Annotated in this window: 21 protein-coding genes and 3 pseudogenes; 15 read left to right on the plus strand and 9 right to left on the minus strand. The window is 63.2% G+C overall.

The window, feature by feature from the left end:
* Nucleotides 1–369: 369 nt before the first annotated feature.
* The 6 genes and pseudogenes from CQ12_RS47655 to CQ12_RS11650 all read left to right on the plus strand — a co-directional run.
* Nucleotides 370–480 (plus strand): annotated as a pseudogene (locus CQ12_RS47655) (PEPxxWA-CTERM sorting domain-containing protein); the annotation flags it as partial.
* A gap of 804 nt (nt 481–1,284) precedes the next feature.
* The gene (locus CQ12_RS11630) at nt 1,285–2,517 is read left to right on the plus strand and encodes a Zn-dependent hydrolase (RefSeq protein WP_057835443.1); all 1,233 of its coding nucleotides are present in this window, start codon (nt 1,285–1,287) and stop codon (nt 2,515–2,517) included.
* An 18-nt stretch (nt 2,518–2,535) separates the two neighbouring features.
* Nucleotides 2,536–3,750, plus strand: coding sequence for an MFS transporter (locus CQ12_RS11635; RefSeq protein ID WP_057835444.1), 1,215 nt, complete (start codon nt 2,536–2,538; stop codon nt 3,748–3,750).
* Nucleotides 3,751–3,854: 104 nt separating this feature from the next.
* The gene (locus CQ12_RS11640) at nt 3,855–4,898 is read left to right on the plus strand and encodes a PrsW family glutamic-type intramembrane protease (RefSeq protein WP_057835445.1); all 1,044 of its coding nucleotides are present in this window, start codon (nt 3,855–3,857) and stop codon (nt 4,896–4,898) included.
* Between the two features lie 116 nt (nt 4,899–5,014).
* Nucleotides 5,015–5,599, plus strand: a complete 585-nt coding sequence (locus CQ12_RS11645; protein ID WP_057835446.1) for an HdeD family acid-resistance protein — start codon at nt 5,015–5,017, stop codon at nt 5,597–5,599.
* A 215-nt stretch (nt 5,600–5,814) separates the two neighbouring features.
* Nucleotides 5,815–6,903, plus strand: coding sequence for a 3-deoxy-7-phosphoheptulonate synthase (locus CQ12_RS11650; RefSeq protein WP_057835447.1), 1,089 nt, complete (start codon nt 5,815–5,817; stop codon nt 6,901–6,903).
* 134 nt (nt 6,904–7,037) lie between these two features.
* Here the strand turns inward: CQ12_RS11650 and CQ12_RS11655 are convergent, their stop codons facing one another.
* Together CQ12_RS11655 and CQ12_RS11660 are read right to left on the minus strand one after the other, a co-directional pair.
* Nucleotides 7,038–7,400 (minus strand): DUF6665 family protein, encoded by a 363-nt coding sequence (locus tag CQ12_RS11655; RefSeq protein ID WP_057835448.1) that lies wholly within the window; start codon nt 7,398–7,400, stop codon nt 7,038–7,040.
* Between the two features lie 78 nt (nt 7,401–7,478).
* Entirely contained in the window at nt 7,479–8,672 is a 1,194-nt protein-coding gene (locus tag CQ12_RS11660; RefSeq protein ID WP_057835449.1) for a lanthionine synthetase C family protein, read from the minus strand.
* 424 nt (nt 8,673–9,096) lie between these two features.
* On the opposite strand from CQ12_RS11660, the pseudogene CQ12_RS11665 reads away from it, so the two are divergent.
* Nucleotides 9,097–10,314, plus strand: a pseudogene (locus tag CQ12_RS11665) (MFS transporter).
* A gap of 75 nt (nt 10,315–10,389) precedes the next feature.
* Here CQ12_RS11665 and CQ12_RS11670 read toward each other — a convergent pair.
* From CQ12_RS11670 to epmA, 4 genes are read right to left on the minus strand one after another with little or no spacing between them, the layout of a single operon-like run.
* Entirely contained in the window at nt 10,390–10,647 is a 258-nt protein-coding gene (locus tag CQ12_RS11670) for a hypothetical protein (protein ID WP_057835450.1), read from the minus strand.
* 27 nt (nt 10,648–10,674) lie between these two features.
* Nucleotides 10,675–10,887 carry a hypothetical protein gene (locus CQ12_RS11675; RefSeq protein ID WP_057835451.1) on the minus strand — a complete coding sequence of 71 codons (213 nt, stop codon included), beginning with the start codon at nt 10,885–10,887 and terminating at the stop codon, nt 10,675–10,677.
* 6 nt (nt 10,888–10,893) lie between these two features.
* Nucleotides 10,894–11,985, minus strand: coding sequence for a lysine-2,3-aminomutase-like protein (locus tag CQ12_RS11680; RefSeq protein ID WP_057835452.1), 1,092 nt, complete (start codon nt 11,983–11,985; stop codon nt 10,894–10,896).
* Nucleotides 11,982–13,034: an EF-P lysine aminoacylase EpmA gene (gene epmA, locus CQ12_RS11685; protein WP_057835453.1), complete on the minus strand. Its 1,053-nt coding sequence runs from the start codon at nt 13,032–13,034 to the stop codon at nt 11,982–11,984. The genes CQ12_RS11680 and epmA overlap by 4 nt, the downstream gene beginning before the upstream one ends.
* Before the next feature lie 252 nt (nt 13,035–13,286).
* Between epmA and CQ12_RS11695 the strand changes: the two genes are divergently transcribed.
* The 4 genes from CQ12_RS11695 to CQ12_RS11710 all read left to right on the plus strand — a co-directional run bounded on the left by CQ12_RS11695 (nt 13,287) and on the right by CQ12_RS11710 (nt 17,580).
* Nucleotides 13,287–13,988: a hypothetical protein gene (locus tag CQ12_RS11695; protein WP_057835455.1), complete on the plus strand. Its 702-nt coding sequence runs from the start codon at nt 13,287–13,289 to the stop codon at nt 13,986–13,988.
* Between the two features lie 165 nt (nt 13,989–14,153).
* On the plus strand, nt 14,154–14,720 hold the full coding sequence (gene efp, locus CQ12_RS11700; RefSeq protein WP_057835516.1) for an elongation factor P: 567 nt from the start codon (nt 14,154–14,156) through the stop codon (nt 14,718–14,720).
* 44 nt (nt 14,721–14,764) lie between these two features.
* Complete coding sequence (locus CQ12_RS11705; RefSeq protein ID WP_057835456.1) at nt 14,765–16,351, plus strand: M23 family metallopeptidase; 1,587 nt, start codon at nt 14,765–14,767, stop codon at nt 16,349–16,351.
* Nucleotides 16,352–16,443: 92 nt separating this feature from the next.
* A complete protein-coding gene (locus CQ12_RS11710; RefSeq protein WP_157088152.1) occupies nt 16,444–17,580 on the plus strand; it encodes a phage exclusion protein Lit family protein in 1,137 nt (378 codons plus the stop codon).
* A 28-nt stretch (nt 17,581–17,608) separates the two neighbouring features.
* Here the strand turns inward: CQ12_RS11710 and CQ12_RS11715 are convergent, their stop codons facing one another.
* Nucleotides 17,609–18,088: a carboxymuconolactone decarboxylase family protein gene (locus CQ12_RS11715; RefSeq protein ID WP_057835458.1), complete on the minus strand. Its 480-nt coding sequence runs from the start codon at nt 18,086–18,088 to the stop codon at nt 17,609–17,611.
* A gap of 50 nt (nt 18,089–18,138) precedes the next feature.
* Between CQ12_RS11715 and CQ12_RS11720 the strand changes: the two genes are divergently transcribed.
* The 3 genes from CQ12_RS11720 to CQ12_RS11730 all read left to right on the plus strand — a co-directional run bounded on the left by CQ12_RS11720 (nt 18,139) and on the right by CQ12_RS11730 (nt 20,874).
* Nucleotides 18,139–18,720 carry a MarR family winged helix-turn-helix transcriptional regulator gene (locus CQ12_RS11720; protein WP_083519241.1) on the plus strand — a complete coding sequence of 194 codons (582 nt, stop codon included), beginning with the start codon at nt 18,139–18,141 and terminating at the stop codon, nt 18,718–18,720.
* Between the two features lie 67 nt (nt 18,721–18,787).
* Nucleotides 18,788–20,020, plus strand: a complete 1,233-nt coding sequence (locus CQ12_RS11725) for a lytic murein transglycosylase (RefSeq protein ID WP_057835459.1) — start codon at nt 18,788–18,790, stop codon at nt 20,018–20,020.
* Nucleotides 20,021–20,148: 128 nt separating this feature from the next.
* On the plus strand, nt 20,149–20,874 hold the full coding sequence (locus tag CQ12_RS11730) for a CPBP family intramembrane glutamic endopeptidase (RefSeq protein WP_198164127.1): 726 nt from the start codon (nt 20,149–20,151) through the stop codon (nt 20,872–20,874).
* A 198-nt stretch (nt 20,875–21,072) separates the two neighbouring features.
* Here CQ12_RS11730 and CQ12_RS11735 read toward each other — a convergent pair whose 3' ends face one another.
* Nucleotides 21,073–21,762: an FMN-dependent NADH-azoreductase gene (locus CQ12_RS11735; protein ID WP_057835461.1), complete on the minus strand. Its 690-nt coding sequence runs from the start codon at nt 21,760–21,762 to the stop codon at nt 21,073–21,075.
* Between the two features lie 109 nt (nt 21,763–21,871).
* On the opposite strand from CQ12_RS11735, the pseudogene CQ12_RS11740 reads away from it, so the two are divergent.
* Nucleotides 21,872–22,761: pseudogene (locus CQ12_RS11740) on the plus strand (LysR substrate-binding domain-containing protein).
* A 33-nt stretch (nt 22,762–22,794) separates the two neighbouring features.
* On the opposite strand, the gene CQ12_RS11745 reads toward CQ12_RS11740, so the two are convergent.
* Entirely contained in the window at nt 22,795–23,604 is an 810-nt protein-coding gene (locus tag CQ12_RS11745) for an SDR family NAD(P)-dependent oxidoreductase (RefSeq protein WP_057835462.1), read from the minus strand.
* Between the last annotated feature and the right edge of the window lie 13 nt (nt 23,605–23,617).

Here is a 23,617-nt window from a genome sequence, read left to right on the forward strand (position 1 = left end):
GTCACCGCGAAATCGACTGGTAACACTGATTTTTCAAACGGTGTGGCTACTGTCTCCACAGTGAACGGGGGCAACCCGCCGCTGTTTACGACGATTGAGTTCACATTCAGCAACGTGTCGGTATTTAACGAGTTTTCCTTCCAGGCCCAGTTCGACTCCGTCAGGGGCGATCCCACCACTGACGTTACGGTGACATGGTACGACCAAAACAACGTCAGCGGCAGTTACACGTTCTCCGGCCTTGACAGAAGCGGCCTCACGCCTTCACTCGGAATTCACTCCGTCGATGGCGGGACGCTTTCAAAGATCGTCATTTATGACCCCGAAGGCTTCAAACAATTGAAGCAGTTCGCTTTCGACGGCAACGTAGCGCCGGTGCCTGAACCTTCGACATGGGCCATGATGATTCTGGGCTTCGCTGGAGTCGGGTTCTTGGCCTACCGCCGGCGCGCGCAAGGCCAGGCACCGCGTCTGGTCTGATGGGCGCGCGTCCATAGAAAGGTCAAAAAGGCCGCCGCTTGTGGCGGCCTTTTTTTGCGAAATGACAGTCCACGAATGTTCAATCGCAGAGGCTAATGAACAAAGATCGAGATCCCCGCGCCAAGGGACTTGGTCGAACTGAAAGAGGCTCTCGCGAATTTCGAGCACAAGCTTGATGCCTTCGAAGCCCGCATTGGCGTAAGTCAAAGACGTCTCACGGCATTTGTTTGACCTCGACCGCCTCCCACATTTGCGTTGCCAGTGAGGTCGTCGCGGCCATGAAGTACCGGATGGAAGGTCATTGCATGGTCGGCATTCGGGGAAGCCACCCCTCGTAGCGCTATCGCGCGACTTCCGCAAATCCCAACGGCCCAGCACCTTGGTTCGCTCAACCGGCGTTCACCTTTCTTTGGCGCGCCGCGAACCACAATTTCGGCTTGCTTCGTTCTCTCACCACGCGCTCCACCCGCCACACGAGAACTGCTTCTTTTCTGAAACCAAGTGAGTAAAGTCGTTTCAACGGCCGCATGTCCTCACACGTGTTGCGAAAAGAATGCGCGACTACACGCTCAAGGAGAAAGCCAAGATCACCGCTGGCGCCGTGGCGGCACTCGTCATCGTGGCATGGCTTGCTGTCTTCGCGTTGGCGCTGCTATCGACGGGATAGACAAGGCAGGTGGCGATATCGCAGGAACTTTGTTCTACTACCAGAACGATCTCAGGAACTTTGTTCTACCCCGGAGAACCACATCAGGAACTTTGTTCTTCTCCGGAGAACTACGGGCCGACAGGTACGAAAGCTCAATGACAGACAATCTCTCACGCGTCGACGGCGCGCGTGTCCTCGCTGATTTACACGCACTGCGTGCGATCGGCACGTACAAGTCCGGTGTTCACAAGCCGACGTTCTCGGAGCCGCACCTGCGTTCGCTGGCGTGGCTGGTCGAGCGGTTGCCCGAGGCCGGCCTTGCGGGCGAGATTGACGGCATCGGCAATATCATCGGCACCAGCACGAAACACGGGCCGAAGCTGCTGGCCGGCTCGCATCTGGAAAGCCAGAACCATGCGGGCTGGCTCGATGGACCGCTCGGCGTGGTCTATGCGCTCGAAGCCGCCCGCGTCATCAATCCCGATCCTGACATGAAAGGCGCCGTTGAAGTGGCGGCATGGTGCGACGAGGAAGGCCATTTCGGACATTTCCTTGGTAGCCGGTCCTATGTCGGCGGCGTCACCGAAGCCGATATCGATGCGGCGCGCGACCGCAACGAGGGCAAGAGCATGCGCGATGCCCTGCGCGACGCGGGTCTTGCCGGCCGCGCCCGCACACGGTGCGAACAAAGTCGGCACATCGGATATCTGGAAGCCCATATCGAACAAGGCGAGACGCTCGAAAGCAGCGATCTCAAGATCGGGATCGTCACGTCGATCGTCGGCATCTGGCAATACCGCATCAGCTTCACCGGCGAACAGAACCACGCCGGCACCACGCGGATGGCGGTTCGCCGCGATGCCGGCCTTGCACTCGCCAGGTTCTGCGTCGCGATCGACGACCGCTTCCCTGCGGCCTGCGGTCCGCGCACGGTATGGACCACCGGACGCATCACGCTCGATCCCGGGGCGCCCAGCATCATCCCGGGAGCGGCGGAAATGCTGTTCCAGATTCGCGACGACGATCCCGCGGTGATCGCGCGGCTGGAAGATCTCCTCCGCAGCATAGCTGCAGAGGTCAGCGCGCAGGGCCGCTGCAGCGTCGCGGTGGAGCGCATTCGCACCGGGACGCCTGCATTGATGGATGCCTCGTTCCAGCAGGCCATCGAACAAGCCGGCACAGCCCTTGCCGGCGGCAAGTCCCTGCGCATGCCGAGCGGCGCCGGCCACGACGCCCAAATTCTCTCGACCGTCATGCCGGCGGGCATGCTGTTCGTACCCTCGATCGGCGGCATCTCGCACCACTGGACCGAGAACACTGCCGACACGGACATCGTCACGGGGGCCGAGGTGTTTGTGGAAGCCTGCCGGCGGCTGTTGGCGCGATAAGGCGGCACGAGAAACGACATGGCCGCTGAAACCAAGCCGACCCGGTCGATCAGGGACATTCCACCAGGCGTATGGGCCCTGGGCTTCGTCTCGATGCTGATGGACGTCTCGTCGGAGATGATCCATGCGCTGCTGCCGATCTACCTGGTCACCGTGCTCGGCGCATCGATGGTGACGGTCGGCGTCATCGAAGGCATCGCCGAGGCCACCGCCTCTATCGTTAAAATATTCTCAGGTGCGCTCTCGGACTGGCTCGGCAAACGCAAATGGCTGGCTGCCATCGGCTATGGCCTCGCGGCCTTCACCAAGCCGGTGTTTCCGCTGGCGCCAACCGTCGGCTGGCTGGTGGCTGCGCGTTTCGTCGACCGCATCGGCAAGGGCATTCGCGGCGCGCCCCGTGACGCGCTGGTGGCGGATCTCTCGCCGCCCGACCTGCGCGGCGCGAGTTTCGGGCTGCGTCAATCGCTCGACACGATCGGCGCCTTCCTCGGCCCGCTTCTCGCCATCGCCCTGATGTGGTGGACGGCTGACAACTTCACGACGGTATTCTGGGTTGCCGTGATCCCCGCCTTCCTGGCCTTCGCGTTGATCGTTTTCGCCGTGCGCGAGCCGGAACGGCCGAAAGCGCTGCGCACCGTGCGCAATCCGATCAGCCTGGCCGAGATCAAGAATCTGGGAACGGCCTATTGGTGGGTGGTGGCGGTCGCGAGCGTGTTCACGCTGGCGCGCTTCAGCGAAGCCTTCCTCGTCCTCCGCGCCCAGAATGTCGGGCTGCCGATCATGCTGGTGCCCGCCGTGCTGGTCGCCATGAATGTCGTCTATTCCCTCGCCGCCTACCCCGCCGGGGTCATGTCGGACCGCATGAGCCGGACGGCCGTGCTGGCGGGCGGCATTGTGGTGCTGATCATTGCCGATGTCGTGCTGGCCCTGATGCCCTCGATCGGCGGCGTCGCGCTCGGCGTCGTGCTCTGGGGCCTGCATATGGGGCTGACGCAAGGCTTGCTGGCTGCGCTCGTGGCCGACACAGCGCCGGCCGAGTTGCGCGGCACGGCTTTCGGGTTCTTCAACCTGCTCGGCGGCCTGGCGATGCTCGCCGCCAGCGTCATTGCCGGCGCGCTCTGGGATATCGCGGGGCCGCAGGGAACGTTCCTGGCCGGCGCGAGCTTCGCGCTGGTCGCGCTTGCGGGATTGCTGATGGTACGGGGCAAGATCGGCCAACGGATCCCGGCTTGAGGGCACCGCTGTCGCTGGCTTGGTGACAAGGAGTCGCGTCCAGATTTCTTGCAAACGGCTGCGTTTACGGCCATTTACGCTCACGTGAGGTAAAGTTCCGCAAAATGCTGCTGCTTCAGGCCCTTCCAACATCGATCGGCGTTGCCGCGATTGCGCCGGCGTTGCTGGTGCTATGGCTCGTCATTGCCGCCGACGAGCGCCCCGGCCCGCCCGCGCGGGTATGGCTCGCATTCGTGCTCGGGGCCGCCAGCATCTCGCTGTTGGGAGTGGCGCGTGCGCCGTTTGCCGCGATCCTTGCGGTGCCGGGAAATCCCTGGATGACGCAGGGCCTGCGTTCCATCTTCGGCGTCGCCGCGCCGGAGGAAATCGTCAAGGTCCTTGTGATCATTGCCGTGTCGCTGCCGGTGCGCCGGCGTACATTCGCAGACCCGATGGACACCGTGGTCTACGGCGCGGCCGCCGGCCTCGGCTTCGCGGCTTACGAAAACCTCGCTTATCTGGTGCAGCACGCCGACATGTGGCGCTCGCTGGCGGCCTTGCGCAGCGTGCTGACGGTTCCGTTCCACGGCGCGCTCGGCATCATCGCGGGCGCCTATATCGCGATCGCGCGCGCCGGCACCGCGCTCGGCGCGCATCGCCATCATCGCGACTGGGCGCGGCTCTCGAGCTGGTGCCTGGCACTGTTCGCGCCGGTCGCGCTGCATGCCGCCTTCGACTTCCCGCTGCTGACCCTGCAGAAGCATCCAGATCTCGGCCCGACGACGCGAATGCTGCTGGGGGCGGCGAGCCTTTTGATCGGCTTCAGCTCGATCGGATTTGCCATCCGTCTGGTGCGGCGCGTTGGCCGCCATCACGCGCCGCGCACCGAAGTCGCGCGTGAGCGGCTGAGCCAGTTGCGGCGGATGTGGGCGCTCCTGCTCGTGGGCAGCGGTGCGGGCTTCGCCGGCGCAGCTTTCGTGCTGACCTCGCTCCATCACTGGTTCATCAATCCGGATCGCAACGCCTCGCTGCTTCTCATCCCGCTCGGCATGACCTCCATTCTGATCGGCCTGGCGTTGTTGCTGGCGACATCCGCCGTCTACGTGTTCGGCCGCAACCGCATCAGGACGTCCTCGGAAGGATTTTCGTCGGCGCCGGAGCCGGGCTGAACGTCATCTTCCCGTCGCTGACCTCGCGCACAGATAACGTCGAACAAATTTTACCCGCAGTCGGCGCACGGGCTATATTGGGCACTCGATCGGCGCTGCAGGCATCGGGAGTTCCAATGACCCTTCCCCAGGACGGCCCTCCAGACCTCGGCAAACTGCAGTCTGAAATGAACGCCGCGGTGAAGGCGCGCTGGAAGGTCATTCTGTTTGAAGGCATCGTGCTCGCTTTGCTCGGCCTCGCCGCGATGATCGTGCCGCCGCTGGCAAGCCTTGCCGTCACCATCTTCCTTGGCTGGATGTTTCTGATCGGCGGCGTTGCCGGGCTGTTCGTCACCTACTGGTCGCGCCAGATGCCGGGCTTCTGGTGGTCGCTGTTCTCAGCGGCGCTCGCCGTTCTCGCCGGCGGGATTTTGCTGGCGCGGCCGGCGCAGGGCATTCTCACGCTCACCATCGTGGTCGGCGCGTATTTCCTGGCCGAAGGCGTCGTTACCATCATGTACGCGCTGGAGCACCGCCGCGAATTGTCGGAGCGCTGGTCCTGGCTGCTGATCTCGGGCGTGATGGACCTGCTGATCGCGTTCGTCATCGTCGCCGGCCTGCCGGGGTCGGCGGAATGGGCAATCGGCCTCCTGGTCGGGATCAATCTCGTGCTCGGCGGCGGCTCGATGGTCGGCATGGCGCTCGCCGCGCGCAAATCCTGACGTCGATTATGGGGTGACAAGCCCGAACGGCTGGGCTATAGAGCCCGCCATGATCACCTTCGCCGCCAGCAACTTTTGGTATTTTAGCTACGACAGCTCGCTGGCGGTGGGAGGATCGCGCTCAATCTGATGAATTGAAGCCAAAAATCCGAACAGCCGCCAAACCTGGCGGCTTTTTTTATTGCCGGCAGGTTTCCTAACCAGGAGCCAGAGCCGTGTTGAGCACCACCGACGATCTTCGAATTCGCGAACTGAAAGAGCTGAGTACGCCGCAGGAGGTGATGGGCGAGATACCCCGCACCTTGACCGCGACGCGCGTCGTGATGGCGGCACGCAATGCCATCCACGCCATCCTGAACGGCGCCGACGACCGCCTGCTGGTCGTGGTCGGCCCCTGCTCGGTCCACGATCCCGCCGCGGCCGTCGATTACGCCGAGCGGCTCGCCGCCCTGCGCGAGGAGCTCGCCGACCGCCTCGAGATCGTGATGCGGGTCTATTTCGAAAAGCCGCGCACGACAGTCGGATGGAAGGGTCTGATCAACGACCCCAATCTCGACGGCTCCTTCGATATCAACAGAGGCCTGCGGCTCGCCCGCAACGTGCTATCAGCCGTGAACAATCTCGGCCTGCCAGCCGGCACCGAATTCCTCGACATGACGACGCCGCAATACATCGCCGACCTGATGGCGTGGGCGGCGATCGGCGCGCGCACCACCGAGAGCCAGATCCATCGCGAACTGGCGTCCGGTCTTTCCTGCCCGGTCGGCTTCAAGAACGGCACCGACGGCAATGTCCGCATCGCGGCGGATGCGGTGAAGTCGGCCTCGCATCCGCATCATTTCATGGCGGTGACCAAGGGCGGACGCTCCGCGATCGCGGCGACGACCGGCAACGAGGATTGCCACATCATCCTGCGCGGCGGCCACAAGCCGAACTACGACCGCGACAGCGTCGAAGCTGCGTGTGTCGAACTTGTCCGCGCCGGCGTCGCGCCGCGGCTCATGATCGACACCAGCCACGCCAACAGTTCCAAGAAGCCGGAGAACCAGCCACTCGTCGTCGCCGACATCGCGCAGCAGATATCGGACGGCGAGCAACGCATCACCGGCGTCATGATCGAGAGCAATCTCGTCGCCGGCCGTCAGGACGTCGTGCCGGGCAAGCAGCCCACCTATGGGCAGAGCATCACCGACGGCTGCGTCGACTGGGACACGACGGTATCAGCGCTGAACGTGCTGGCCGATGCGGTAGCGACGCGCCGGAACGCGCAGTCGCGCAAGTTCCGGGAAGAGCGTTCGGCCTAGCCCTCCCGGATCGAATGACGGCGAAGCAGGGCACGCGGACGACGCGCGCCCTGCTTCTGCTTATTGAAGCGCCGCCCACGATCCGGAACGTGGACGCAAAATCCGGACAAACGCGAGATAGCTGGCGGCGAGGTTCAGAACATTGGGGCCGACGCGGCCTCAAGCTCCACGGTCTTGGTCGGCTGGATGCTCGGCGAGGCCAATGGCCCCATGCGGACATACACCTCGTTCGGCACCCCGTAATCCCGCAGCACCTGGGAGATCTTGTTGAGACCGCAGGCCTCGCGTTGCACGACGAAGAGCCAGAGCGCATAGCCTGCCTGTTCGACGAGAGCATCGCGGATTTTTCGATCGGAATTTTCCGTCCGCGGACATGCGGCAAGTGCCGCCAGTGCGGCCTCGAGCCGCCGCCCAAGCCGTCCGAACGCCGACGCCCTCTCCTGGGCGATCTCATAGTCGAGCGTTGCGTGTGCAGAACGAAGTAAGTCCAACGTCATATTGGCGCGCTCCGAAACGTTGGCCTGCCAATTATCGCTTTCATCATATTGATCGGCTGGGCACTGTTCAAGACACGGTCAGAACACATCGATCGTCGGGAAGCGCGGCTCTCCAGTGATGCAGTCCCAAAGGTAGATCGCAAGCCCGACGTCGCCGGTCCAAAGCGTATACCGTCCGCGGCCGACGACGGCATGAGCGCCGCGATACTGGACGACGGCCGTCATCGCGAATTGGCGTGCGCGGTCGAGCCAAACCGGGTCGTTGGTGCGGCGGTAGAGCTTGAGAAATGCGTAGCCATTTCCGCCGGTGCCGTGGCAAAGGCCCGCGCCCTTGGTAAGCGGTCCGGCGGCCCAGGCGAAGCGACCGCCATCGACGAGGAGCGTGTCGAATTCAGAGGTGGCAAAGGGCGCATCCGCAAACGTCGTCACCATGCCGGGCGCGCCGTGGCAATGCTGACAATAGGCAGGCGGCCTTGCGCGCTTGCTTCTCGCCGCCCAATTTGTCCCGGTCTCAGATCGCCAGGCATTCGCTGCGAGTGTCTGCGGCACAAATTCGGCTACTTGCGCCTGCTGCGTCGGCGTCAACCAGTCCCATCCGTGCAGCAATGGGATCACGTTGCCGGCAAAACCGTGAACGGGCCCCAGCCATTGGTCGTTCTCACCATAGAGATCCTGGGTCCAAAGTTGACCTTGCGGCGTGTCCTCAAGCGCGCGCAACAACCGCGCCGCCTGTACTTCGAACAGGCCGCGCCATCGCGTTTCCTGTGTCATCCCGGCCATATGGATTGCCGCCAGCATGGAGCCGGGCATGCCCCACATCAGCTCCCGGATCGGCAGTCGCATGTTTGCTTCTGCACGCCTATGCACAAGATCCGCCATGCTCGATGTGGGAGCGAGACGCATGGCGAGCAGCGCTGCGCCCATGTCGCCCTTGAGCAGCGAACCATGCTTGCCGTAATCGGCAGGCGAATTGTTTTCGAAGGCAGCACGCGTCCGCTCCAGTAGCCGGGGCAGAGCCGGGCGAAAATCCCGGGCAGCACTGACGGCACCGACCCGATGCAAATAGTCCAGCGCCCAGATGACACCGGCCGCGCCCGTGTAGAAACTGGGGTTGCCGTCTCCCACGCCGTCGTCGCTTGGATGACCCGGCCAGAACGTGTCAAGATCGAACTGCGCTGTGGCATCGGCTGCAATTTCTTCGATCGCAGCCCGGACGGCCAATTCATTCCAGGCGTCCGGTGCAAGCGGACGATGACGACCGAGGGCAATCATGCCTGAGCGCCTCCTGAGCGCGATCCATCTTGGTCTTCAGACGAGGGAAAGATCGCACGAACGTCGAAGGCGGCCCAAGGCCGCTCCCACCATCTTCCAACCGTCACGCCGCCCGCGTCGAGCGCATAGCATCCCTAAGGCTGGCGGCTTTCATGCTCCCATCGCACCGCAGGCCGGCATGATATGTCGGCGGTTTCAGACAGGCGACAGCAGATCAGCGTACTTGGCGCAGTTGTGATGTATGGTCCGACTGACGGCTCCCTTTGTCGACCAGGCCCGGGTATTTGGTGTCTGAACAGCCTCGGCGTCTTGAGCGACCGGCAACAGGCGTGTATCGGCGCGAGCGGAATCCAAGTGTCGCGCCGGCCGCATCGCCGTTGCCGAAGCAGGTGATCGATTGAGCTCAGAACCTTCGACGAAACCCGTGGCTGCATCCAGCTCGTTCGCCGCCATGAAGTCGCGGCCCTACCGCGCGCAATTCATGGCCTACGTGCTGGCCATGATGGCCGACAATATCGAGCATGTGATCAGCTATTGGGTGGTGTTCCAGAAATTCCATTCACCCGCGCTGGCGGGCTTTGCGGTGCTGTCGCACTGGCTTCCCTTCCTGTTCTTCTCCGTCGCCGTCGGCGGGCTGGCCGACCGGTTCGACCCGCGCCGCATCATCCAGTGCGGCATGCTGCTCTTCATCGTGGCCTCGGCGGGTTGGGGCGTCTTCTTCATAACCGATACGCTCGAGATGTGGCACGCGATGCTGCTTCTGGTCATCCACGGCTGAGCCGGCGTGCTGTGGCAGACGCCGAACCAGTTGCTGCTCTACGATATCGTCGGCCCGGCTGATCTGCCGAGCGCGGTGCGGATGAACGCGACGGCGCGCTATCTGGGCATCCTGGTCGGCCCGGCCGTGGGCGGCGTCATCATGCTGACGCTGGGCCCATCCCATGGCATCATTTTCAACACGCTGTTCTACTTGCCGATGCTGCTGTGGCTGTTCTGGGCGCCAGTCCGCGACAAGAGCCTGGCGGTGCGCCGCCTCGCCGTGCGTGGCCTTGCCGATATCGTGCAGACCATCCGTGACATCGGCACCCACCGGGTCCTGACCTTGATGACGCTGCTCGCCGGGGTGACCTCCTTCATGATCGGCAACGCCTACCACGCCCAGATGCCGGGCTTCGCCGGCGAACTCGGGCACGGTGACCCCGGTGTCGCCTACAGCGTGCTGCTGGCCGCCGACGCCGCCGGCGCGCTGCTTGCGGGCCTCGTTCTGGAAGCGTGGGGCCGGCTCAAGGTGACGCCGCGGACCGCCATCATCCTTGCCATTCTATGGAGCTTGTCTCTGCTCGCATTCGCTTGCGTCGGGATTTACGCGCTTGCGATCGTATTGCTGTTTGCCGCAGGGTTCTTCGAGCTGTCGTTCAACACGATGGCGCAGGCGCTGGTCCAGATAAATGCGCCGACCGATATTCGCGGCCGCGTCGTCGGCCTGTTCAACATGGCCGGGCTCGGCATGCGCGCGTTCAGCGGCATCACCGTGGGTTTGTTCGGCGCTGCGATCGGCATTCACTGGTCGCTCGGCCTGTCGGCCGCCGTGCTGCTGGCTTTTCTGCTCGTCCTGTATCGCCGCGCGGCAAAGTACGGCTGACGCCGCCAGCGGAGGTCCGCCGCAAACCAGGCTTCACAGCAGCCATCGCTTTCCGGTTCTTGAGGAGTCTGGTCCCTAGCAGCCGCGGCAGATGCTCTTGATCTTGCGGTCGAGCGCTGCGTTTTCCTTGCTCAGGGGATCGTTCGGGTCGATCAGGTTCTTTTCACTCGGCACGTCGCTGCGGCGGGGCTGACGGTGTCCGATCGGCGCCTCCGGGATCCCTCCGGCACTCGGGCTGGTGCTCTTTGGCATTGTCGACGTCCCGCCCTGCGCAAACGCAACAGGCATGCCGAGCAGGACCATCAGCGCTACCGACAAGATTGTTTTTTGCATCCTGATTCTCCCGCCTTTTAGATTCATTTATCGTGTCCGTTCCGGCGCGTCGATCGTGGCGCAGTTACGGCGTCCCTGGCCGACGCAATCCTGCGCCTTTCGTACATCGGCCATGGTGCCGAGCAGCCAGATTCCGGCGGCCACCAGCACCACAAAGAAACCGAGCAGCACCGCATTTTCGATGCCGCGATGGCCCTCTTCTTCCGGCGGCTCCCGCTTCTCCTCGCCGTCCCCAGCCATCGCAAGTCACGGCTTCGGCGGATAGAGGTGAGCGTCGCCGCAATAGTCGACGATCCGATACTGCGGTTCTGAGGATAGTTCAGATTCACTGGAACTTGCATGCGACAAATAATTCGGGCCAATCGGCGCCTTTCCATGACCGCCGGGAACATCGAGCACATATTCCGGCTGGCACAGGCCCGAGACGCGGCCGCGCAAATGGCGCATCAGTTCCTGCCCCTCCGCGATCGTGGTGCGCAGATGCGCGGTCCCCGGCGCCAGATCGCCATGATGCAGGTAATAGGGCTTGATTCGATTTTCGACAAAAGCGCGCATCAGCGCTTCCAGCGTCGCCGTATCGTCATTGACGCCGCGAAGCAGCACCGTCTGGCTCACCAGCGGAATGCCGGCGTCAGCGAGCCGCGCACAGGCGATTCGCGCCTCGCCCGATAGTTCGCGCGGATGATTGGCGTGAACGGCGATCCAGGTCGTCGCGCCATCAACTTTCAACGCCCTGATCATGTCGCCATCGATACGCGCAGGCGCCGCCACCGGCACGCGGGTGTGGATGCGAACAATTTTAACGTGATCGATGGCGGCGAGGTCAGCCATGATTTCGGCCAGCCGGCGCGGCGACAGCATCAAGGGGTCGCCGCCGGTCAGGATGACTTCCCAGATTTCCGTGTGCTCGCGAATATAGTCCAGCGCGTCGCGATAGGCCGCGTCCGACAGCGCGGTTGCCTTGCCCGGCCCAACCATCTCGCGGCGGAAGCAGAAGCGGCAATACACCGCGCAGACATGCACCAGCTTGAACAGCACGCGGTCGGGATAGCGATGGACGATGCCGCTGACCGGCGAATGCGCATCGTCGCCGATCGGATCGGCATTTTCGCCCGGCGCGCTCACCAGTTCGAGCGCGCTCGGGACGAACTGCCGCGCGATCGGATCATCCGGATTCTCCGTGTCGATCAGGTTGGCGAGTTCGGGCGTCACGGCAATCGCATAGCGCGCGGCGACGCGTTCGAGGTCGGTGAGATCAGCCGCTTTCGCCAGCCCGCGCTCGACGAGATCGGCGGGCTGCCGCAGCGTTGCCGACAATTTCGGATCGATCCTGTTCATGTCTCTCCTGAAGGCGGCGTCCACACCACCTGGTCCACCCGCAGCGCGCCGCTGGCCAGCATCACCAGCCGGTCGAAACCGAGTGCGACGCCGCTCGATGGCGGCATCTCGGCAACGGCTGCGAGAAAATCCTCGTCCAGCGGATAGCGCTCGCCGTAGCGCCGCTGCTTCTCGTCCATGGCTGCGGCGAAACGGCGGCGCTGTTCGTCGGCATCGGTCAGTTCGCCAAATCCATTGGCGAGTTCAACGCCGCAGGCATAGATCTCAAAACGTTCGGCGACGCGCGGATCGGCCGCTTTCGTCCGTGCAAGGGCGGCCTCCGGCGCCGGATATTCGAACAACACGGTCAAACGCCCCTGCCCCAGGTTCGGTTCGACATGTTCGACCAGCACCTTGCTGAAGATGTCCGACCAGGTGTCGTCCTCGGTGACCCGCACCCGCGATCTGGCCGCAGCCGCAAGCGCCGCGCAATCCCCCTCGCCATGGCTGATGGTGGAGAGCAGATCGATCCCGGCAAAGCGTTCGAACGCGGATGCCACCGTCAGCAGCTCCGGCTCGGCAAACGGATCGGCCGTTTTGCCGCGGAACGAAAACCGGCAGATCCCGGTCGCCTGGGCCGCATGGGCGATGACGACGATGGTGTCGGCCATGACGGCATCATAGCTGGCGTCGGCGCGGTACCATTCCAGCATCGTGAATTCGGGCAGATGCAGATCGCCGCGCTCGCGGTCGCGGAACACGCGTGCGAATTCGAATATTTTGGCTTCGCCGGCGGCGAGCAGTTTCTTGGCGGCGAACTCCGGCGACGTCCGCAGATAGCGCGTCGCGCGGCTACCGTCGTTGCCGATGATCTCGGTCTGGGGGGCATGCAGATGCGTCTCGTTGCCCGGCGAGACCTGCAGGATGCCGGTCTCCACCTCGCAAAATCCCTGCTCGTCGAACCAGCCGCGCACCGCCCGCGTGATCGCGCTCCGCGCCATCAGGAACGGCTTCCGGTCCGCGTGCCGCGTGGCCGACCACCATGGCGACGGCTGGTCGGTTCCGGCCATCAGCGACAATCCCGTCCCATCCGGCGCGCAGCAACGCTGACGGAACCCATGCAAGTGTTGAGGGAGTCGTGGAACGTCATTGATATTATTATATTTTCCTTGTGGTACCGCGGCACGACCATATCATCCCGCTCCAAGCGCTTCTTTTCATGTCGAAAGACCCCGCACTTGTCCATTGGCAGGAGCCCGGTGGGCTGAACCATGCGGCCGCCTCCCCCGTCCAATGCCCAGACTCTACAACGGGATACGGATATGTCTGGCAGCAGCCTGCGAACAGCAGTGTTTCTTTTTGCGTGCCTTGCGTCGGTCTCGCCGGCAAGCGCCGCTGGTCCCGGCAGCACATTCAAGCATCTGTCAGACGAGACTTTCACCTCGCCCGATGGTCAGATGCGTGTCGAGCAGTATTCGAGGGAGCGCGGCAACGACGTTCTGCACCAGTTCTGGATCTTCGACCAGAAGCAGCAGGCCGCGTTGCTAAATCCCGGCGAAGGCGCCGATCTCGCGGGATATCGCGCCGGATTCCGCTTCACGCCCGACAGCCAATGGCTGGTCCGCATGCAGAAACTCGGTGCGGGCTATCAGACGCTGTTGCTCTACCGTCGTGACGGCGATCGATTTTCACCGGCGACCACAAAACCGCTCGGCGATTTGGCCTGGGATTATCTGTTCGGACTGCCGGTATCCAAGGGCATGCTGCGGCCCGTCAACCACGCGCAGGTACACCTGCTGAAGGGATTGGACGAGAACTACGCCTGGCTCGGACAGCGCTGGCCCGACAGCCGCTATCTCGTGCTCAGCCTCTCCTTCGATATCCAGGGCCAGAAAAAGCCTTCGCCCTGGGTCGAAGGCTGGCGCTGCGTCTACGACATGAAGACCGGTAAATTTACCGTCCCGCCCGATTTCGCCGACCACAACGCCAAGGCCGTCAAGCGGCGCGACCAGGCCAGCCGTTAGGCCTGCGAAACAGGGTCGTTTGCAGCCCCCGGTAACCTACGGAATGGCCGTAAAACGCTGGCATCGACGGGCAAAATCAGTATGTTGCAGCCCGAAACCGCCTGATTGGCCCTGCGGACGCCCATGTCCGGTGTGGCCGAAGGCCAGAAATTCGGGAAAACAACTTTGAAAGTCATCGCCAGTTCTATCCGCAAGGGCAACGTCATCGAGCAGGACGGCAGGCTCTATGTCGTCCTTTCGGCCGAAAACATCCACCCCGGCAAGGGAACCCCGGTCAGCCAGATCGAAATGCGCCGTATTGGCGACGGCGTGAAGGTATCGGAGCGCTACAAGACCACCGACCAGGTCGAGAAGGCCACCGTCGAGGACCGCAATTTCAACTACCTCTATGAGGACGGCGACGGCTTCCACTTCATGAACGCCGAGACCTATGACCAGGTCCAGGTGTCGAAGGAGATCGTGGGATCGTCCGCGCCCTATCTGCAGGAAAACATGACGGTGAAACTGTCGATGCACGACCTCAATCCGGTCGCCATCCAGTTGCCGCAGCGCGCGACCCTCGAAGTTGTGGAGACCGAGCCGGTCACCAAGGGTCAGACCGCGTCTTCCTCCTACAAGCCTGCTATTCTCTCCAACGGCGTGCGAACCTCGGTGCCGCCGCATATTGGAACGGGAACACGGATTGTAGTGATGACCGAGGACGGCTCCTACGTCGAGCGCGCAAAGGATTAACACCGCGCCATAGGCTACGGGAGCATACGCCGGGGGGCGATGCATTGAATACGAAGGCTGTCAGCTTGCTCTCGCGGTGGCTGGCAGCCTTTTGTTTTTTCCTTGCGGCGGTGACCGGCGTTTCCGCCAGCGAGTTCCGAACGCCATCGATTTCGGCCATTCGCGTCGAATGGCGCGCCGTGCTCGATCAGCTTCGCACCGAGATCAGTTCCCGGCCGGCAATCGCCTCGCGCTTCACCTTCGCAGCCCGGGCGCGGCTCCCAGCGGGGGATCCGCGCGCAACGCCCGCGCTGGTGCAGTTGAACGCGATCAATTCGCCGATGTTCACCGGGATCGGAAGCAGTCCGGTACCGGTGCTGTTGCCGTTCGATACCGCGGCCTATCTCGAGGCCGAGGCCCGTGGCACACGCCATCCGGCGGTGTCGCACTATCAAGCCGACTTCCGGCCCGTCGATGTGTTTCACGCCGGCCCCTCCGGCTACGACGCGGTGTTTTCGCTGGAGCCCGGCGACGGCCTGCCGTCGCGAACCTTCGCCCGCCCGGTCGAGGTGCAGATCACGGGCTCGGTGCTGGTCTACGATCTCGCCGATCCCCTCGGCGGCAGGGGCGAGCCGGTCAGGGCGCTGGCGGCGCAATTCCCTGACATCCGCCGCTTCATCCGCGAAGGCTATGTGCGCTACGCCTTCACCCGCTTCGGCGTGCCCTATGTGGTATCGATCCAGTGTCTCGATTCAGCGCCGCGGCCGCGCAGGCTCGCTTGCCGCGAGGCCTATCCGGTCGCCGAGCGTTTCCTGAAAGCGCTGCGCATCGCCGGCGGCCAGCCGGCACGTCCGCGCTTCGATATTCCCTCCGGCGTCGCCGAGCGGCCAACGGCGACTTCTCCAGACTTCACCTATCGCCCGAGCGGCGACATCATCGCCCGCAGCGGCGCGCGCAGGCGCGGCGGCCACGCCGATCTCGCGGTCTATTCGCAGATCCGCTTTCCGCTGGCGCGAGCCCCGGCCCTGGTCAGCTCGCAGCAGTTCAGCACGCGCAAATCCGGCGAACGTACGGGCGTCTATCCGTGGCGGGACAATTTTTGCGAGGCGCGCAGCTTTCAGGTCGGCCAATGCGCGGCCGGCTTCGGCCATCAAGGCCAGGACATCCGCCCGGCCCCCTGCCCGCCGAACGGCGGCACTGACGGCACCTGCCATCCGCGGAAACAGGCGGTCGTCGCCGTCCGCGACGGCGTCGTCATCCGTTCCCTGAAGCAGCAGGCGGCGACGCTGCAGATCAACACAGGCAATGAGCACATCCGTTTCCGCTACATGCACATGACCCCGTCGGCCATGGATGCCGACGGCGTCCTCAACGGCCGCCGCGTCGCCGAGGGCGAGAAGATCGGCGTCGTCTCCAACTATCTCGATTTCCCCAACGGCACGTCCTACCACCTGCACTTCGACGTGCAGGTGTTCACGCGCGACGGATGGATCTGGGTCAATCCCTACACCACCCTGATCGCGTCCTACGAGCGGCTGATCCGCGGCCGCGGCCGCGAGATCGGCGCCCAACCTCCGGCGGTCGCCGCCGTGGCGCACGCGCTGCCGGAGGATGTGCTCCGTCCCAACACCCGCGAACGCCGGGAGAATTAGGGCGCGGCCTGTTCATTGCAGAGTGGTCGGCCGATGCCCGCCTTCATGGTATTTTCTGGCGCTCCCCTCTCATGACGCAGAAGGCAACGACCATGCTGAAGCTGACTCCCGGGCAAGAGCGTACAGTCAGGCAGATTCAAGAACATTCGTTTAGGGCTTATTGCAAACACGCCGGCTACGAAGAGCAGGAGCATGCGGCACTGCTCTTTTCGTTCGCCCGCAAGAAACTGGACGACATCCTTGCGAACGTCGACTTGAAAGATATCGACGACGACGAACAAAGGCAGCGCCTCGAAGCGATTCTGAAAGCGGACAACTTCCTGGATTTGCGCCAGGCAGAAATGGAGGACAGGCGCAAAGGTTATGCGAAGACCCTGGCAGCCGCCGCCGACCGCCTGCCAATTGCGTATGAGTACACGGCTGGGCTGTGTGAAAAATTCGGACTTGCGAAACCGGAAGCCGAACGCCCGAGCTCGATCCGCGGGTGGGTGGAAGCCGTGCCGCTTCTCATGAGCTGGGACTGGGAGTTCAACGCCTTCATGGGGAAGGCCACTCTTATCGACGATCTTCCTTGCATTTGCATCTACGAATCTCTTCTGAGCGCGTGCGACGCATTTTTGGACTGCATCGCGCCGGTTGCGATCAACTTCGGCTCCAAGACCAGAGCGCGGCCGACGTCAGACTGCGAGGCGATGGGATCCGAGAGCGAATTCATGGAACGATTGCATAGCTGCCTGCGGCTTCTTCTTGGAGAATCCAACTACGGACTGGCGAGCAAGGATGAGATCGAGCGCAAGAGCCGAAATACGATAATGGCGATGACAGAGGGCAGCGTCCAAATGGTCTGGTTCCACGAATTCGGCCACCTGCTGCTGGGTCATCTTGAACAACCGGAATCTCACACCATCGAGTTTGAAGCAGATCGCTTCGCGCTCAGCGTCATCGCGAATGACACAGCCGGCAAACCGCTCGCGGTATGGCCTGGTCTCGGCAGCATGACAATTTTTATCTTGCTCGATATTATCGAGACCATCGAGAAGCATGACGAAACGCCGAGCCATCCATCGGCCAAGCGCCGTATCAAGGCTGCGCTGGATTTTTGGGAGAAGGCGAATCCCCTGGTATTCACGGCTGCGCGTAGTTTTCTTCCCTCCGTCACGGCCACATGCATCCGACGCTGCAGCGCTACTGGAATGTGTCACTCAAGAATATCTAGGGTTCGCAACTGATCGAATGCTTTTTCCACCAGGTCGAGGATTACGAAGCCGCCGCCCCCACCACCGGCTTCCGCGCCGGTGGCGTCCAGCGGAACGCCGCGCCGAACCTGTTCCAGACATTGATCGACGCCACCGCCGACGTGAGGTAGGCAAGCTCCTTCTCCGAAAACTCCGCGCTCGCCTGCGCATAGACCTCGTCGCTGACGCCCTCGCTCAGCAAGGTCAACGCTTCCGTCCAGGCCAGCGCCGCGCGCTCACGCTGCGAGAACTGCGGCGCCTCGCGCCACACAACCACGAGATTGAGCTTGTCCGTGGGCACGCTGAGCTTCTCGCCTTCCAGAATGTGATACTGCACGCAGAAGGCGCAGCCATTGATCTGCGAGGCGCGTAGCTTGATCAGTTCGAGAAGTTGCTTGTCCATGCCCGCCTTGCCGGCGATCTGGCTGAGTTCCAGCACGGCCGCATAGGCATCCGGCGTCAGCGCCATGAAATCCTTGTACTCTTTGCGGGCATGTGACATCGGCCATTCCTCATGTTATCAGTGCTCTTATTTATTATAAGAGCACTGATATGCAGCGCAAGGCATCGCAAAACACGGCGGCGCGATCGCAGAGGACGTCGGCAAAAACGCCGCAAGCGACGCAGAAACCGGCGGCCGGAAAAATCGGGCGACAGTCGCAGCAAGAAAGTCGCGCACCGTTGATGCTGCGGCCGCCACCGCCCGGTGAAGGCAAGCGCGGCGAACAGGGATACCTCGCCTATCTCCTGCGCCAGGCGCAAGGCGCGACGCGGCTGGCGATGGAGCGGTCGCTGGCCGAGCTCGGCGTCACCTCGCCGCAGTTCGTGGTGCTGACGATGCTCAAGGCCTATCCCGGGCTATCAGGCGCGGAGCTCGCGCGGGTCGCGATGCTGACGCCGCAAACCGTCGGCGTCATCATCCGCAACCTCGAGCGTGACGGCGCCATCCGCAAAACACCGCACCCGGTTCACGGCAGGATGCTGCAATGGACGGTGACGCCGCGGGGCGCGGCGTTGCTGGGTCGATGCCGGCGGCATGCCGAGACGGTCGAACGGCGGCTGGCGGCCGGGCTCTCGGCGGATGCACAGCGCACGATCCGGCGTTGGCTTGCCCGAATTGCTACCGATTTGTAAGAAATCGCCCGGTTCCCGCGGCGTCATGGCTTTTGGCCCTGGCGTCCCGTCCCGGTAGAATGGGGGCATGAACCAGCTTGATTCCCTTGTTGACCCGACCCGCCGCGCCCTGCTGAAAGCCGGCCTCGGCGGCGGCATTCTGTTCGCCGCGCCGTCCGTCGCCTTTGCGGCGCCCGCCGGCTTCGACCAATGGCGCGACAATTTTCGCGCGCGCGCATTGGCCAAAGGCATTTCGGACGCGACCTGGACGCGGGTGATGGCGCGCATCGAGCCCGACATGACCGTGTTCCGGCAGATGCAGAAGCAGCCGGAATTTCACGAGCAGATCTGGCAGTACATCAATCGTCGCGCCTCCGACTGGCGCATCATCAACGGCCGCGAAGCCCTGAAGAAGCACGAAGCGTTGTTCACACGCATCGAACAGGATTTCGGCGTCGAGCGCGGCACGCTGCTGGCACTGTGGGGCGTTGAGTCAGCCTATGGCGATCCTCTGGTGCAGCAGAACCATATGCGTCCGATCTTTCCGGCGCTCGCCGCACTCGCATGGAACGAGCCGCGCCGCCGCACCTATTGGGAAACCGAGCTGATCAACGCGCTGAAAATCGTCGACCGCGGCTGGGGCACGCCGGAGGAGATGCGGGGATCCTGGGCTGGCGCGATGGGCCACACGCAATGGATGCCGGAAGTCTGGCTCAATGTCGGCATGGACTACGACAAGGATGGCCGCGTCTCGCCGTTCGGCAAGCCCGACGATGCGCTCGGCTCCAGCGCGCGCTATCTGCTCAACCGCGGCAAGTATCACCGCGGCGAGCATTGGGGCTACGAGGTCCGCAGTTCCGGAGGATCTTCGAGCGGCAGCCGGACCTACGCCGCGTGGGCCAGCGCCGGCGTCACGCGCGCCGACGGCAAGCCGTTCCCGCAGCCGAACGCGTCGGCACAGATGTGGGTGCCAGTCGCCGGCGGCCCTTCGTTCCTGTTGGGTCCGAACTTCTATTCGGTCAAGAGCTACAACCCGTCGATGAACTACGCGCTGGCGATCTGCCATCTCGGCGACCGCATTCTGGGCGCCCCACCCTTCATCAATCCCTTCCCCGGCTCCGAACGCGCGCTCACGCTCCCCGAGGTGCAGGAGCTGCAGACGCGGCTGACAAAAGCCGGCTTCGACACCGGCGGCAACGACGGCCGCGTCGGCAACGACACCATGAAGGCGGTCCGGGACTATCAGACCAAGATGGGGCTGTTGCCGGCCGACGGCTATGGCGGGCTGAAGGTGCTGGCGCGGTTGAGGCAGGGAAACTAGTCCAGGTCAGACATCCACGACCAAGCACGATTGCCACGCACGGGCGTTTGGTGCTCTCAGCCGGCAGTTGTTCGCGCGACCGAAGCGTTTATCGACACAGATCGATAAAGACAAACTGGATGCAGCGCATGCAATCGGAAACGGAAACGAATCCGCCACCGATAGGGCTCGCCGCCTCAGCCTCGATGTTTGGAGCGTTCTCCATACTGCTGTGGCTAACGGTTATGGCCGCAATTCCTTGGCTGCGTGACACGTTCGGCATTTCGCCGATCATCGGCTGGTACATAAGCGGTACGGCGTTCGTACTTATCCCCATGCTGATCTATGGCTGTCTGATGACCTGGCGAGAACTGCCAAACCGTAGCCTGGGCTCACTGAAAAAGCGCGCGAGATTGAGCGCGATGAATCGTGGCGACGTCATTTGGGCCATTGGCGGCACCTTTGCCATTGCGACCGCCACGGCTGCGATTTTGGCGCTGGCGCGCTATCTAGACCCGAATTTCCGTCCCTCGCCCTGGTTTCTGCTGGAGCCCCCCGGCTGGCACGCGTCGGTATTTGCGGCATGGATTCCATTGTTTGTCAGTAACATCCTGGGTGAGGAACTGTGCTGGCGCGGCTACCTTCTGCCTCGCCAAGAGGCAGGATTTGGCCGCATAGCATGGCTGCCAAACGGAATTTTTTGGTGCTTGTTTCATTGGAGCTTTGGCTGGCCGATAATGGTGACGTTGCTGCCGATCACACTGCTCTTGCCCTGGATCGTGCAGCAGCGGCAGAATACATCGGTAGGTATCGTCATTCACGGCGTGTTCAACGCGGCTGGCTTCATCGCCGTGGTAAGCGGCGCCGGCACTTAGAAGTAGTCCCGACGGCGCCGACAAGATCCCAAAACTGCGTCCCCTCCGTCATGCCGTGTCCCCCTGCGCGATGCCGGCCCCCCGTTCATGCGACCGACAGCCATGGCGGGTGCCCGCGCGATTGAGGCAGGGCGTATAGCGATCAGGATCGGAAGCGACAGGATCACCACCCCGTCAAAGCTCCGCGACGAGACACCTTCAGGCCATCTCCCGCTGCTCCGCTTCCTGCATTATCTGATCGACCAGTTCATCGACCGCGCGTTCGGCCGACGCAATGGACGCCTGCAATCGATCACCGCCGAACTCGTCATACTCTACTGCAATGCTGTGGAACGCGGTGACGCCGAGAAAGGCGAACACATCGCGGATTGCGCCTTCCACATGATTGATATGAGCGATGCGGCCGCCCGGATCGTACCCGTAATCGCCGCGCGCCCCGAGCAAGACAAGGCGCTTGCCCATCCCCGCCAGCAGCGGTGTATAGGGATCGTCCGGCCGAGAACGGTCAAAACCGAAGGTGCGACCGACCCGCACGACGTTGTCGATATAGGCCTTGAACTGCGCGGGCATCCCGAAATTGTACATCGGCACGCCGGCGACGACCAAATCGGCGGCGATCAGTTCGTCGATGAGCGCATCGCTTTCAGCCAGCGTCTCGCTCATCCATGCCTCACGTCGCTCGGGCTTGGTGAAGGCGGCGCCGACCCATTTTTCGGCGACGGGATGCGGCGGCGATTGGCCGACATCGCGACTGATCAGCAGATCATCCGGCCGCTGTTGCAGCCAGCGCCGGGTAAACCGATTGGTGAGCCTGCGCGTATGCGATCCGCGCGAACTTTGGTCCGAGGTCTGGGAACGCGCGCTGGAATCTATTCGTAACAGCTTCATGGCATATCTCCGTTCATCTGTAGTTTCTTAGATCGTTGCAGAAGGCCGCATTGACAAACGCAAATTACTCAGCCAATGGCTGATCATAATTCATCTATGGGCCGGAGCGATGAGACGCCTGCCTCCATTGATTGGCCTGCGCGCATTCGAGGCTGCCGCGCGACATCTGAGCTTCAAGCGCGCAGCACACGAACTGCACGTCACGCCAACGGCGATCAGTCATCAGGTGCGGCAGCTCGAGGAAGCGATCGGCGTAAGCTTGTTCGAGCGGCGCACACGCCAGGTGCTGCTCACGGCGGCAGGGCAAGTATTGATGCCGGTGCTGCGCGACGGCTTTGATTCCTTTGCACGCGTTATCGACGGCTTGAGCCGCACGCCGCGGCGCACCGCGGTGACGCTCTCCGCGACGCCGGCTTTCGCGGCCAAGTGGCTGGTGCCGCGCATCGCGGCATTCCGCAAGGCACGACCGGATATCGATCTTACATTGCTCGCAACGCTGGAAGCCGTCGACCTCGGTTCGGGTGTCGCTGATCTCGCCCTGCGCTATGGCCCCGGTCCCTATCCGGATCTGGTCGCCGAGACCCTGACCGTCGATCGCTTTGCGCCGGTGGCAAGTCCGCGTCTCGGTATCAAGAAGACGTCCGACCTGCAGTCAGCAACCTTGCTTCATTTCGACTGGTATCGTCGCGATCCCGTAATCCGACCTGGCGCCGCTGGATGAAAATTGCCGGTATGGACGGCATCGATGCGCGGGCGGGTTTGCGCTTCAGCGATGAGACCCATGCGATCCAGGCAACCGTCGCCGGCGCCGGGATCGCGCTGCATAGCCTGCTGCTGGTTGCAGACGAACTGGCGCAGGGCACGCTGGAGGTCCCGTTCGGACCGGAGCTTGAAGGATTCGCTTTGCACCTGGTGCGCGGCCGCGACCGGCCGCTGAGCGAACCGGTCGAGGCCGTGCAGGCCTGGTTGCGGGCGCAATTCACCGCAGCGCCCCCGTGACAGCGAAGAAGCAAATCCCGCCACGGGTTACGTTCATACCCTCCGTGCAATCCCGCCTGCAAACATCCCGCCGTCGATGACGAGCTCGGTGCCGGTTACGTAGCGCGAGGCATCGGACGCCAGATACAGCACACCTTGCGCGATCTCCTCCGCGTGACCGGCGCGGCCAAGCGGCGTTGCTACTTTCGCGCGCTCCTCGGGATCGATCGGCGCGTTTTGCCCGGCACCTGCCGCCTCCGTCGGAATCTTGCCCCAGATCGGCGTGTCAATGATCCCCGGATGCACCGAGTTGACGCGGATGCCGTCGCCGAATGTGGCGCATTCCATCGCGATTGCCTTGGCGAACAGCCGCACGCCGCCCTTGGTCGCGCAATAGCCGGAAAGGCCGGCAGCGCCGCGCAACCCCGCCAGCGACGACATCATGATGACGGAGCCGCCGCCGGTCTTGCGCATCACGGGCAGGCAGTGCTTCACGGAGAGAAACACGCCGTCGAGATTGATCGCGGTCTGCCGCCGCCAGTCTGAAAGCGACATCTCGGTGATCGACGGCACCGAAATGCCGATGCCGGCATTCGAGACCAGCACGTCGAGCCGGCCGTAACGCTTCATGACCTCGGCCACGACCTCGATCCAGCGCTCCTCGCTGGTGACGTCGTGATGCCAGAAGCTCGCCTCCCCACCTGCCTTCTTGATCCGCGCGACGACTTCGGGGCCCCTCAAATCGTCCACATCGGTCACGGCGACCGAGGTGCCCTCGCGCGCCAGCAATTCCGAAACCGCTTCGCCAATGCCGGATGCACCGCCCGTCACCAGCGCGACCTTGCCCTGAACCTGCCCTGTCATTTCTTCTCCCGTT

The sequence above is a fragment of the Bradyrhizobium jicamae genome, assembly GCF_001440395.1.
GTDB lineage: Bacteria > Pseudomonadota > Alphaproteobacteria > Rhizobiales > Xanthobacteraceae > Bradyrhizobium > Bradyrhizobium jicamae.